Here is a 12220-nt window from a genome sequence, read left to right as displayed (position 1 = left end):
TATGCTCGGTTACCTGGTATTCGGTTTATACCGTTACCCGATCAGGGTAGCGCTGGCAGCGTGCAAGCGGCGCGTACGCCGCCGCAGCTCACTCCTGCCAGTCTTGCAGGGCGCGGATAGCGGCTTCGCCGTTACGGATCGCCTTCACGCGGCGCACGACTTCGTCGCGCCAGGCCTCGTCGGCATCCTGGTCGGCAAGACCGTCGATATCCTGGAGCAGGACGCGCAGCACCTCATGCTTTTCCTCGGCATTGAGGAGCTGAATTTTTTCGCAAACTTCGGCAAGCATGGTCGACATCGATAAACCCCACTGAAATAGTAACTCGATGATATCGTGAGTTTTAACGGTTGTCGACTACTACCATGTTATCCGTCGGCTTCTTGTCGATGAGTTTATAGTCGGGATCGATGCCGGCGCGTCCCGGACGGCCCGCCACGACGAAGGTAATGGTCTGCACGCCGCTGCTTACGCGCCGCCGTTCGCGTGCCAAGGGGTTGCCGGCGCGGTCGTCGACGCCGAACTCGATGTAGTCGGCCAGCGCCAGGTTTTGCTCGTTTGGGGCGCCGGCGCGCACCTTGGCGGCGCTGGCCTGCAGCGTGACTTCGTACTTGCCGTCCGGGCGCAGGCGCGCGCTGGCGCTATCGGCCCGGTTCTCGTACAGCACGATGTCCTCGAACAGGTCGCGCACCAGATAGGCTTTGTCGGGCGGCGCCGCCGCGCGCAGGGCGGCGGCCAGCGCCGCCATGTCGGGCGCCCGGGCGCCGGCCTGCATGACGAGGCCGCGCAGCACCGTGTTCACGCGCTCTTCTCCCAGCAGGTCCTGCAGCAGGTAGAGCGCCAGTCCTCCCTTGCGCTGGCGCAGCCAGGGCTCGTCCACGGTTCCGGTCAGGGGCTGTTCGCGCCGGGTGGCCAGCGCGCGGCCAAGCAGGTAGGCACGCTGGTCTTCGCGCAGGTAGCGCCGCATCGCGGGCGCGCCGCTGCTGGCGCGCACCGCCATCAGCGCGGTGTATTCGGCCAGGGTATCGGCCAGCAGGGCGCCGCCGGGCTGGCGCTTCCACCACTGGTGCGCGGTGGTCCAGGCGCCCATGTAGAACGGGTAATCGATGCTGCCGCGGGCGCTGCCGCCCGCGCCTGGGTCCAAGCGCGCGATGAAGGCGCCGTTTTCAGGCAGGGCCAGCATGCCGGGGAAGCCGCGTGACGGCCCCGTGCCGCGCGGCGTCTCGACCAGGCGCAGGTCGTGCTGGCCGTAGGGGCCGAACTGGCGCGTGCCGTAGTCGAGGACGGCGCCGGCGCCGCGCACCAGGCGCTGGGCATTGTCGGCATGCGCCGGGTCGAAATAGGCGTCGATGGCGACGTCCTGCCAGCGCTCGTTGCGCACCGCATAGCGCGCCGATGCGATCGCGTACTCGTTCGGGACCGCGCCCTCGGAGCGGTAATGGAAGTAGCGCCGCTCCTGGGCGATCCACTCGCGCTCCAAGGTGCCCGGGGCCACGGCCACCTGGTCGGGCGTGGTGCTGACGATGGCGCTGAAGGCGATGCGTTCGATCGGCGCGGCCGGCTGCGGCGCGCGCCGCGCCAGCCCGTGGCGGCGGCGGTCGCGCGTATCGGTCAGTTCGACCGCATTCTGGTAGCCGATGCGCGGCAGCGCTTCGTGCGTGAAGAAGCTGCCGTTGCCGGCCACCGGCGTATCGCTGCCGATGCCGAGCAGGCCGCCCGGCGCGGCGCTCAGGTCGAAAGCCAGGGCGATGCGCGCCTGCGGCGCCAGGGGCGTGGCCAGGCGGTAGTGGAAGAAGCCGCGCTTGCGGTCGGCGCTCACGAGCCGGGCCGGCTGCGACAGGCGGGTGACCAGGTCGACGCCCGGCTGCTGGTGCAGGATCAGGTCCGACAGCGCTGCGCCGGTCTGGTTTTGCAGCTGATAGTGGCCCTGCACGGCCAGCACGCGGCTGCGCGGATGCAGATCGACCTGCAGGTCGACGTTGGTCACGCGCGGCTGCGGCAGCTGCGCGAAGCGGCGGTAGCGCGTTTCGTAATCGGCGCGGCGCAGCTCCTCGGCGTGCGCGCTGCGGTAGTTGCCGGCGACGTCCAGTTCGTACCACAGCAGGGCGCCGGTCGCGCCAAAGACCAGCAGGCCCGCGCCGAAAGCGCCCAGGGCCGGCAGGGTCAGGTTGCGGCGCGCCATGCGCAGCCGGCTTTTGAGTTCGGCGTTCACGCCGCGCGGCCACAGGACCACCGTCAGCACCAGCAGCATCAGGGCCGCACCGCCCCAGTACAGCGCCAGCATGCGCTCGCGCAGCAGGTGGTGGCCATAGCCGTTCATGTTTGAATAGTCGAGCTCGGGGAAGGCGGCGTAGTGCAGCAGCGGATGATCGAAGCCGCGCCCGCGCAGCGCGAACGAAGCCACGCCGATCGCCACGAACACCGCGTAACCGAGGTATTTGCGGCTGCACAGCGCCTGCACCGCGATCGCCAGCAGCGCCAGCAGGGCGTATTCCGGCAGCAGGATCGTAAACAGGGTTTGCAGGTAGAGTCCCGGCTCGAGCGCGAAATAGCCGCGCACGAGCTGGCACAGCATCGCCGTCAGCATGGCCAGGAACAGCAGCAGGGCCTGCAGCGCCACCAGCGCCAGCGTTTTCGAGAGCGGCGCCAGCCAGCCCGGCACCGGCAGCGCGTCGAACAGCTGGTAGGTCGCCGCATCGCGCTCGCGCCAGACCAGCTGGGCCGCGTAGAAGATGGTGACGACCGGGATATACACCGCGAACACCTCGCGCATCAGCTCCAGCATCTGCCAGGTTTGCGGCCAGGTGAAGGCGCCGTGCAGCTGGCCGAGGTCGAAGCTGCTCACGGCCAGCAGGGCCATGCCCACCAGCGCGATCAGCGCGAAGGGTAGCGTTGCCACCGACTGGCGCAGGTGCAGCGCCGCTTCGCGCACCAGGAGCGCGCCCAGGCTGCGGCGCGCGAAGTCGGGTTGCTCGCGCGTGTTGACCGCCGTTTGCGAGAGTGTCGGCGCCGGCTCGCCCTGGCCGCGCGGGTCGCTGCCGCGCGTCTCCAGCAGGCCGACCAGGTGGAAGCGCCAGTAGCCCAGCAGCAGGACCACGAGGCCGAAGCCGCACCAGATCAGGCGGTTGGCGAGGTAGACGCCTTCGAGCAGCACCGGGCGCGCGTTGCGTTCGGCGGTCGGCCAGTATTCGGTCAGGCGCACCAGCGCCGTGGTGCCGAAGGGGTCGATCAGCGCGGCCAGGGTTTTGTAGTCGAAGTCGCGCGCCAGCGAAGGCGCGACCGTATAGCCCACCATCAGGACGATGCTGGCCACGTAGACCGGCAGCATGCGCCGCGTCAGCGCCGCCAGCACGAAGAAGATGGCGCCGAAAATGAACAAATTCGGCAGCAGCGTGAACAGCCAGGGCAGCAGATAGACGTGCAGGCTGGCCGCGCCCACGCGGTCGGGATCGATCCCCGGCAGCAGGCTGCCCAGCCAGGCGCCCAGCGGAATGGCGGCGAAGACGAAGGCCAGCGTGATCCAGGCGCCCAGGAAGCGTCCGAACACATAGCTGTACTTCGGAATCGGGGCGCTGAAGAAGAAGTGGTGCATGCCGTGCTCGAAGTCCTGCTGCACGGCGCGGCCCATGATCGCGGCCACTACCACCACCGCCGCGCAGCCGAGGAAGGCCACGGACAGGGCCACCTGGCGCGGCCCGTCGATCAGCACGCGCGAACCGAAAGCGACGACGGTATCCTTGAAAACGCCGCCGGCGGCAGCCGTCCACAGCACCGTCAGGGCGGCGAAGGCGAAGAAGCAGACCCAGGTCGATACCTGCCTGGAGCGCCCGCTCAGCTCGAAACGGGCAATGGAAAGAAGCGCCTGCATCGGTCAGCCGTTCCCGGCCTGGAAGTCGTGGCGTCCGGCGATGGTGGCGAAGTACACGTCTTCGAGGCTGGCGCGGGTCTCCTCGAAGCCCATGCCCGGGTCGCCCTCGGCATACACGTGAATCAGGGTGCGGCCGGCGCGCAGGCGCGTCGAGATCACCGTGTGCTGCTTCTGGAACAGCGGCAGGTCGGCCTTGTCGATGAAGCGCGCCCAGATGTGTTCTTCGATGTCGTCGATCAGGCGCGCCGGCTCGCCGCACAGCAGCACGTGGCCCTTGTGGATGATCGCCATGTTGGCGCACAGGTCGGCCACGTCGGACACGATATGGGTCGACAGCAGCACGGTCTTGTCGGCGCCGATGTCCGACAGCAGGTTATGGAAGCGCACCCGCTCCTGCGGGTCGAGGCCGGCGGTCGGCTCGTCGACGATGATCAGTTGCGGGTCGCCGATCAGGGCTTGCGCCACGCCGAAGCGCTGGCGCATGCCGCCCGAGAAGGTACCCAGCTTCTGGTGGCGCACCTCGAACAGGTTGGTTTGCTGCAGCAGGCCGTCGACCACTTCGCGCCGCCGCCCCTTGCCGGCGATGCCCTTCAGCTGGGCGAAGTGGTCCAGCAGTTCGTAGGCGGAGACCTTCGGATACACGCCGAAATCCTGCGGCAGGTAGCCGAGCATGCGGCGCACCTCGTCCTTTTCGTCGAGCACGTCGATGTCGCCCGCGAAGACCGAGCCGGCATCGCATTCCTGCAGCGTGGCGAGGATGCGCATCAGGGTCGACTTGCCGGCGCCGTTCGGCCCCAGCAGGCCGAACATCCCGGGCGGGATGTTCAGCGTGACCTTGTCCAGCGCCACGACACCGTTGGCGTAAGTCTTGGACAGATTGCGGATGCGTAATTCCATGCGGACTCCAGATGAACTTTTGCATGGCGATTACTTTCATTTCCGCCAAGCCTTTTTTGACGAGTGCATTGTATGCCCTAATGGCTGACTCGGGCTGTCCGGTGCGACGCACGGCGCGATGCGCCGGCCAGGGTGTCGAAAAGCGGGAACAGGGCGCGACGCCCGGCCCGGGCCAGCAGGCGCGCGGCAACCCGCCTGCACGGCGCATATAATGTGGTTTTACCGCGACTATTCAGGGATCCTATGCGAGCCAACCGTTTCATCAGTCCACTCGACGACCTGATCGTCGGCTTCGACAAGGCCTTGCGCGTGGTCGGCGGCGTGGCCTCGGCCACCCGCGCCAACCCGGCGGCGCACGCGGTCGACTGCCAGCTCGACGAGCGCGAGCAGCGCCACAGCGCCGGCCTGATGCGCGTGAACCACGTCGGTGAAGTCTGCGCCCAGGCGCTCTACGATTCGCAGGCGCGCCACGCCCAGAGCCCTGGCATGCGTGTCCAGTTCGAGCAGGCCGGCCGCGAAGAGGAAGACCACCTGGCCTGGACCGCAGAGCGCCTGACCGAACTCGGCTCGCAGCCGAGCGTGCTCAATCCCCTCTGGTATGCCGGCGCGTATGCGATGGGTACCGTGGCCGCCAAACTGGGCGACGCGCGCAGCCTGGGCTTCGTGGTCGAGACCGAGCGCCAGGTCGAAGCCCACCTGAACGCCCACCTCGAGCAGCTGCCCGCCGGGGACGCCAAGTCGCGTGCGATCGTCGAGCAGATGCGGGTCGATGAAGTCGCCCACGGTAACGCCGCCCAGGCGCTGGGCGCGGCGGAGATGCCGGTGCCGGTCAAGCTGGCGATGCGGGCGATGTCGAAGGTGATGACGACGACGGCGTATTATTTATAAACGCGGCCGTCGTGGGTTGTAAAACCGCGATCACGCCGCTTCGACGATCTCAACCGAATGCGTGATCTCGACGGTTGCCGCCAGCATGATCGAGGCCGAGCAGTACTTCTCGTGCGACAGCTTCACTGCGCGCTCGACCGCCGCCGGTTTCAGCTTGCGGCCCGTGACGATGAAGTGAAAATGAATCTTGGTAAACACCTTCGGGTCGACCTCCGCGCGCTCGGCCTGCAGCGTGACGTCGCAGCCGATCACGTCCTCGCGTCCGCGCTTCAAAATCAAAACCACGTCGTAGGCGGTGCAGCCGCCGGTCCCGAGCAGCACCATTTCCATCGGCCGCGGCGCCAGGTTGTGGCCGCCGCCCTCGGGCGCGCCGTCCATCGCCACCATGTGGCCGGACCCGGTCTGGGCGCGAAAACTCATGCCCGAGGGGCCGTTCCAGCTGACTTTGACTTCCATGTGTGATTCTCCGCGGGTGACAGGTTGGCAGGTATTGTAAAACAGCCCTGACCGGTTCGCCGGGCAGGGCTGTTTTCGTCAGGGCGCCATCGCTGCCTGCGTTTACACCGCCAGCACGTAGCGCTCGCTCTTCATGCGCCAGCTGGCAAAAGCCACGATGGCCAGCGCCGGCAGCGCCGCGCTGAAGAAGGTGAGCACGTAGGGCAGGGCGCTGATCTCCACGCCTTTCGATATTTCCCGCAGCAGCGTCTGGTTCGACAGCATCGGCACCGCATACATCCAGGTCGCGGTTTTCAGGTCCATCATCGAGACGACCGCGCCGGGCAGCAGCGGCAGCATCAGCACGATGCTGAGCAGGCTTTGCGCTTCCTTGAACGACTTCGCGTTCATCGCCAGCGCGATCTGCAGGGCCGCCGCCAGCAGCGACAGCGGCAGTGCGACGATGCAGACCATGGCCACGTCGGACCAGGTCAGGGCCCAGGACATGCCCAGTTCCTCGAGCGGCATCCAGGACAGCACGAGGTGCATCAGGATCAGTTCCAGCGTCAGGCCGAAGATGGCGAGCGCCCCGGCCATGAGCCACTTGCCGGCCACGATTTCCCAGGCCCGCGCCGGTTGCGCCATCAGCACTTCCATGGAGCGCCGTTCGCGCTCGCCGGCGGTGCTGTCGACCGCGGCCGACATGCCGCAGAAGAAGGCAGGGAAGAACAGCATGCTGAGCATGCTGCCGATGAACAGGGCCGAGCGCGAGGCGTTGGTGCCGGTGTCGTAGCGCTGCACTTCGATCGGCGCCAGCGCCGCCGGCGACACGCCGTGCGCCAGCAGGCGCGCACTGGCGACGTTGGCGGCATAGGCGTCGAGCACTTCCTCGACCTCGCGCCGCTGCGCATTCTTCTCGGCCGCGGAGTCGTACCACAGCTCGACGCGCGCCGGGCGCATCGCCGTGTAGTTGTCGGTGAATTTGTCCGACAGGCGCAGCACGCCGGCCACTTTGCCCTTGTGGAGCAGGGCTTCGATGGCCGCATCGTCCAGCGCCGCGCTCTCGGTGACGGTGATGTTCTTCTGCTTGAGCTGGGCCATCAGCGTGGGCGCCTTCTGCGCGCCGATGACGGTCAGCTCGATGCCTTCGCGCTCGGCCCGGGTCGAGCGGTCGATCAGGTGCTGCATCAGGAAGCCGGTCAGGACCGGGTACATCAGCGTCACGAGCAGCAGCAGCCCGATGGTGCGCTTTTCGCGCAGGGTCTCGCGCATTTCCTTGATGAAGATGGTGACAAATGCTGGCTTCATGCGGCAATCCCTTCTTCGCCCACCAGGCTGACGAAGGCGTCTTCCAGGTTTTCGATGCCGGTGCGCCGGCACAGCTCGAGCGGCGTGCCCTGGGCCACGGTGTGGCCCTTGGCGATCACGATCACGTCGTCGCACAGGGCGGTCACCTCCTGCATCACGTGGGTGGCCATGATGACGCAGCAGCCGTCGGCGCGTAGCGCCGTCAGGGCGCGCCGCAGCGCGCGCGTGCTCATCACGTCCAGGCCGCGGCTCGGTTCGTCCAGCAGCAGGTTGCGCGGGCGGTGCAGGAGCGTCCTGGCCAGCGCCACCTTGATGCGCTGGCCCTGCGAGAAGCCCTTGGTGCGGCGCTCGAGGATGTCGTCCATCGACAGCAGCTCCGAGACTTCGTCGATCCGCGCCTTCAGTGCGGCGCCGCCCATGCCGTTCAGTTCACCGAAATAACTCAGGTATTCGCGCGTCGAGAGGCGCTCGTAGAGGCCGAACTGGTCGGTCAGGAAGCCGATGTTGCGGCGCACCGCCAGCGGATCGGTTTCCGGGTCGACGCCGTCGACGGCGATGCTGCCGTGGTCGCGCTTGAGCAGGCCCACCAGGGTGCGCAGCAGGGTGGTCTTGCCGGCGCCGTTCGGCCCGAGCAGGGCCGTGATCTGGCCGTCGCGCGCGCTGAAGCTGACGCCGCCGAGCGCCTGCACCTCGCCGAACTGTTTACGTACATCGTGGACTTCGATCATGGGGAGGCTCGATTCAGGGTTGCGGCCCGGCGCTGCCGAGCTGGAAGGTCGGGGGCGGGATCTCGGCCAGGCATTTGGCGTCGAGCGCGGCGCCCGGGTTGTCGAGGAAGGTGCGCAGCAGGCGCGGCGTGCAGCCGAGCTGCGACACGTTATGGCCGGCATTCGCGACGACCAGGTGGCGTGCATTGCGCATGTGGCGCGCAGCCGCTTCGGCCCGGCGCGGCGCCGTGATCGGGTCGAGCGCGCCCGACAGCAGCAGGGCCGGCGCCTCGATCATGGTCGGCGCGACCCAGGGGACGGCGGGTACCTTCATGTGCTTGCACATGGCCGGAATGCGGTCGACCAGCGGGCGCGTGAGCATGGCGGCGTCGTCCTTCATCAGGCTCGGGGTCATGCGCGGCACATCCTCGGCGCAGACGATGGCCAGGTACAGCAGGGTCGCATTGCCGCCGTCGCCGGCAAAGTCGCCGACCACGTTCTGGCGCGCGACGAAGGGCTCCCAGCGGCCTTGCGCGGCACTGTGGATCAGGAAGGGCAGGCGGCGCGCGTCGGCCGGCGAATACAAGATGCTGTGCACGGTGCCGTTAAAGCGCGCGCCGCTCATGGTGAAGCTGAGCGGCTGCGCGGTGCGCGGGTCGGTGAGCGAGAGCTTGATGCCCGATTCGGCGCGCGCGGCCAGGTTCTCGAAGTCGGCGCGCAGGTTCGGATAGGCCTTCTTGCAGCCTGCATCGCGGGCGCAGTGGTCGAACAGCTTGTCGAGCGCGGCCTGGGCATCGCGCCCGCCGGCCGGGATGACCTGGTCGGGGGCGGCCACGCCGTCGAGGATCAGCGAACGCACGCTGCCCGGGTAGGCGCGCGCATAGGCCTGGCCGAGCCGGGTGCCGTAGGAGACGCCGTAGACGTTGACCTTGGGGTAGCCGAGCGCGCGCCGCACCGCCTCGAGGTCGCGTGCGGCGTTGGCCGTGGTGTAGGCGGCGAAGTTGACCTTGCTGGTGCTGATGCAGCGATGCGCCTCGGCTTCGAGTGCGGCCTCGCTCATGGTCTCCTGGCCGGGCACGTCCTTGCATTCGAGCTTGCCCGACAAGCCGGTCCCGCGCTGGTCGATGAAGACGATGTCGCGGGTGGCGCGCACGCGGCTGAACGCGGCCGAGAGCAGCCGGATCACTTCGCTGCCGCCCTGGCCGGGGCCGCCGGCGAGCACGAACAGCGGATCGCCCCGTGCGCCTTCGCGAAACGCCGGCGCGACGGCGACGTGGATCTTCAGGCTGCCGCCGGCGGGCCTGGCGTAGTCGAGCGGCACCGGGACGGAGTGGCAATTGAGTGCCCCTTCGGTCCCGGGCAGGTGGCAGGTACGGGCTGCGGACGGTGCCGCAGGAGCGGCGGCTGCGGCGGCGCCCGAAAACAGCAGCGCCAGCAGGGCGGGCGGGATGAAACGTGTTTTCACGAAGACTCCTCAGATAGTTGACCAATAGTAATTTGCTACCGTTTCGCCGGTCAACAACTCGTTTCGTTTGAGAATGATTGAGCCGAGTCTAGCCTCGTACGCAACAGATTGATTGTTCCATGTCATCTCAGCGGCCTGAAATACTGAACAGCCGGGTGCGGATGCGACAGGACTCGCAGCGGCGCCTTGACCCATGGCAGTGAAATGCAGTATCATCGCTGGCTTTCCATTTGCTCTGGAAAAGACAATAAGGCAGAGTCCGCAGTAACCATTGCGGAACCACCATTTGAGCAATTTACCTATTAGGAAGTCAACATGAAAACTTTTTCCGCTAAGGGCCATGAAGTCCAGCGCGACTGGTTCGTGATTGACGCGACGGACTTGGTCCTCGGACGTGTTGCCAGCGAAGTGGCACTCCGACTGCGCGGCAAACACAAACCAGAATTCACTCCGCACGTCGATACCGGTGACTACATCGTCGTCGTCAACGCAGGCAAACTGCGTGTGACCGGCACGAAAGCCACCAACAAGACCTACTACCGTCACTCGGGCTACCCGGGCGGTATCTACGAAACCAACTTCCTGAAAATGCAACAGCGCTTCCCGGGCCGTGCCCTGGAAAAAGCTGTCAAAGGCATGCTGCCGAAGGGCCCACTGGGCTATGCAATGATCAAGAAGCTGAAAGTGTACGCGGAAGGTTCGCACCCACACGCAGCTCAGCAACCACAAGCACTGACCCTCTAAGGAACTGACATGATCGGTAACTACAACTACGGCACCGGCCGTCGCAAGAGTGCAGTCGCTCGCGTGTTCATCAAAGCCGGCTCTGGCCTGATCATCGTGAACGGCAAGCCTGCGAACGAATACTTCTCGCGCGAAACCGGCCTGATGGTCATTCGCCAGCCGCTGGAACTGACCGGCAACGTCGAGCGTTTCGACATCAAGGTCAACGTGCACGGCGGCGGTGAGTCGGGCCAGGCTGGCGCCGTCCGTCACGGCATCACCCGCGCTCTGATCGACTACGACGCAGGCCTCAAGGGCGATCTGGCACGTGCCGGCTTCGTTACCCGTGACGCCCGTGAAGTCGAGCGTAAGAAAGTCGGCCTGCGTAAAGCACGTCGCGCGAAGCAGTTCTCGAAGCGTTAATTCGTTTCAAGCAGTCTACGGACTGCTTACTGCTGGACAAGAAAGCCACCTTCGGGTTAATGCCAGTCACTTAAGGCATTGACCAGCCGGCGGTTTGAGCTAAAACGGATTCACGATCAACGTGAATCCGTTTTTTATTATGGCCCTTCAATTTGACATGGACTATGCGGCTGAGCTGGCACCGCATGAGTTCGAGCGTTTCGCCAGCCTGATCGATCCGGCCTGGATCGACGAAGCCTTGCAACAAACCGGAACCGTGTCGTTGCGCCGACGGCGCCTGCCGGCTGAGCGCATGGTTTGGCTGGTCATCGGCCTGGCCCTGTTTCGTAACGAACCAATCTGGCATATCGTCCAGCAACTTGATCTGGCCGATGGGCCAATGCCAAATGCACCCGTTCCCAGTGCCGCAGTGGCAGGCCGCGAACGCTTGGGTGAAGCACCGATGGCATGGCTATTCGAACGCTTGGCAAGCTGCTGGACAAGCGCTGCCATACCTGAACATGGTCTCTTTCATGGGCTGCGAAGCTATGCCGTTGATGGTGTCGTGTGGTCGCTTCCCGATACGCCGGCCAACTGTGAGAAATTTGGGCGGGGTTTCAACGACAAGAGCAATGGCGCCTGGCCTCAATTACGTGCAGTCTGCTTGATGGATACCTACACCCATCTGATCCGCGCAACCGAGTTTGGTGATTACGGTACGGGGGAGGTGAGCTTTGCCAAGTCACTCATGCACAAGGTACCGGATCAATCGTTGACGATTTTCGATCGTGCCTATCTCTCTGCAGCCCTTCTTCTGGACTGGCAGCATGCAGGTGAACAAAGGCATTGGCTTATGCGGGCCAGAGCGGGATTGCGTTATGAGGTGATATGCCAATTTGCCCCCGACGACTGTCTGGTGAGCTTTTCAGTGTCGCCACAGGCACGCAGGCAACGGCCGGACCTGCCGTCGCATTGGCAAGCGCGGCTCATCAAGTGCATGGTCGGCGGAGAGCCGCGGCAGTACCTTACCTCCCTGTGCGATGCGCACCGCTTTCCGGCGCGCGAGATCGTGGCGCATTACACGCAGCGCTGGGAGATTGAACTGGGCTTCAGGGAAATTAAGCAGGGCATGCAAAAGAACATGACGACCCTGCGTAGCAGATTGCCTACGCTGGTACGCCAGGAAGTTTGGGGCACGCTCATCGCCTACAACCTGCTACGTCATGAAATCGCCCAGATGGCCGACGAACTGCACGTCCCGCCACAGCGCCTGAGTTTCCAGTGGCTGGCCCTGGCCATCACCACGGCCCTGTATCACTGGCCTTTGCAAACGCCAGGCACCTTCCCCAGGCGCCTGGCATGGCTGCGTGAGCAGGCACGCGCTTATCTTTTGCCAGAACGCCGAAGGCGCTCCTATCCCAGAGTCGTCAAACAGCCCAGATCCAAGTTTCCAATGAAAAATGCCAGTCAGCTTAACTGACTGGCATTAACCTTCGGGTGGCTTTTTTTACGCCTGTCCGGCTTGCACA

At 65.6% G+C, this 12220-nt stretch carries 11 protein-coding genes; 4 read left to right on the top strand and 7 right to left on the bottom strand.

What is annotated here, in order from left to right:
• Positions 1-88: 88 nt before the first annotated feature.
• From NMB41_RS20870 to NMB41_RS20860, 3 genes are read right to left on the bottom strand one after another with little or no spacing between them, the layout of a single operon-like run.
• Positions 89-298 (bottom strand): addiction module protein, encoded by a 210-nt coding sequence (locus NMB41_RS20870; protein WP_494379710.1) that lies wholly within the window; start codon positions 296-298, stop codon positions 89-91.
• 43 nt (positions 299-341) lie between these two features.
• Entirely contained in the window at positions 342-3866 is a 3525-nt protein-coding gene (locus NMB41_RS20865) for an ABC transporter permease/M1 family aminopeptidase (RefSeq protein ID WP_494379709.1), read from the bottom strand.
• Positions 3867-3869: 3 nt separating this feature from the next.
• Entirely contained in the window at positions 3870-4763 is an 894-nt protein-coding gene (locus NMB41_RS20860) for an ABC transporter ATP-binding protein (RefSeq protein WP_494379708.1), read from the bottom strand.
• A gap of 243 nt (positions 4764-5006) precedes the next feature.
• Here NMB41_RS20860 and coq7 point away from each other — a divergent pair, with 243 nt between their 5' ends.
• Entirely contained in the window at positions 5007-5651 is a 645-nt protein-coding gene (gene coq7 / locus NMB41_RS20855) for a 2-polyprenyl-3-methyl-6-methoxy-1,4-benzoquinone monooxygenase (protein WP_494379707.1), read from the top strand.
• A 30-nt stretch (positions 5652-5681) separates the two neighbouring features.
• Here coq7 and NMB41_RS20850 read toward each other — a convergent pair whose 3' ends face one another.
• The 4 genes from NMB41_RS20850 to NMB41_RS20835 all read right to left on the bottom strand — a co-directional run bounded on the left by NMB41_RS20850 (position 5682) and on the right by NMB41_RS20835 (position 9566).
• Complete coding sequence (locus tag NMB41_RS20850) at positions 5682-6107, bottom strand: OsmC family protein (RefSeq protein ID WP_494379706.1); 426 nt, start codon at positions 6105-6107, stop codon at positions 5682-5684.
• 102 nt (positions 6108-6209) lie between these two features.
• Entirely contained in the window at positions 6210-7394 is a 1185-nt protein-coding gene (locus NMB41_RS20845; RefSeq protein WP_494379705.1) for an ABC transporter permease, read from the bottom strand.
• Complete coding sequence (locus NMB41_RS20840; RefSeq protein WP_494379704.1) at positions 7391-8122, bottom strand: ABC transporter ATP-binding protein; 732 nt, start codon at positions 8120-8122, stop codon at positions 7391-7393. The genes NMB41_RS20845 and NMB41_RS20840 overlap by 4 nt, the downstream gene beginning before the upstream one ends.
• Positions 8123-8135: 13 nt before the next feature.
• On the bottom strand, positions 8136-9566 hold the full coding sequence (locus NMB41_RS20835) for an alpha/beta hydrolase (protein WP_494379703.1): 1431 nt from the start codon (positions 9564-9566) through the stop codon (positions 8136-8138).
• A 315-nt stretch (positions 9567-9881) separates the two neighbouring features.
• On the opposite strand from NMB41_RS20835, the gene rplM reads away from it, so the two are divergent.
• The 3 genes from rplM to NMB41_RS20820 all read left to right on the top strand — a co-directional run bounded on the left by rplM (position 9882) and on the right by NMB41_RS20820 (position 12171).
• Positions 9882-10310, top strand: coding sequence for a 50S ribosomal protein L13 (gene rplM / locus NMB41_RS20830; protein WP_192053289.1), 429 nt, complete (start codon positions 9882-9884; stop codon positions 10308-10310).
• Between the two features lie 9 nt (positions 10311-10319).
• Positions 10320-10712, top strand: a complete 393-nt coding sequence (gene rpsI, locus NMB41_RS20825) for a 30S ribosomal protein S9 (RefSeq protein WP_494379702.1) — start codon at positions 10320-10322, stop codon at positions 10710-10712.
• Positions 10713-10833: 121 nt separating this feature from the next.
• Positions 10834-12171, top strand: a complete 1338-nt coding sequence (locus tag NMB41_RS20820) for an IS4 family transposase (protein WP_494379701.1) — start codon at positions 10834-10836, stop codon at positions 12169-12171.
• The last annotated feature ends 49 nt before the right edge of the window (positions 12172-12220 follow it).

Source organism: Massilia sp. FBCC-B171, from assembly GCF_059134155.1.
This window is presented reverse-complemented; position numbering and strand designations above follow the sequence as displayed.

Bases quoted from the DNA above. Each gene is read 5' to 3' on its own strand.
- NMB41_RS20870 (WP_494379710.1), bottom strand. From the start codon at position 298: ATGTCGACCATGCTTGCCGAAGTTTGCGAAAAAATTCAGCTCCTCAAT.
- NMB41_RS20865 (WP_494379709.1), bottom strand. From the start codon at position 3,866: ATGCAGGCGCTTCTTTCCATTGCCCGTTTCGAGCTGAGCGGGCGCTCC.
- NMB41_RS20860 (WP_494379708.1), bottom strand. From the start codon at position 4,763: ATGGAATTACGCATCCGCAATCTGTCCAAGACTTACGCCAACGGTGTC.
- coq7 (WP_494379707.1), top strand. From the start codon at position 5,007: ATGCGAGCCAACCGTTTCATCAGTCCACTCGACGACCTGATCGTCGGC.
- NMB41_RS20850 (WP_494379706.1), bottom strand. From the start codon at position 6,107: ATGGAAGTCAAAGTCAGCTGGAACGGCCCCTCGGGCATGAGTTTTCGC.
- NMB41_RS20845 (WP_494379705.1), bottom strand. From the start codon at position 7,394: ATGAAGCCAGCATTTGTCACCATCTTCATCAAGGAAATGCGCGAGACC.
- NMB41_RS20840 (WP_494379704.1), bottom strand. From the start codon at position 8,122: ATGATCGAAGTCCACGATGTACGTAAACAGTTCGGCGAGGTGCAGGCG.
- rplM (WP_192053289.1), top strand. From the start codon at position 9,882: ATGAAAACTTTTTCCGCTAAGGGCCATGAAGTCCAGCGCGACTGGTTC.
- rpsI (WP_494379702.1), top strand. From the start codon at position 10,320: ATGATCGGTAACTACAACTACGGCACCGGCCGTCGCAAGAGTGCAGTC.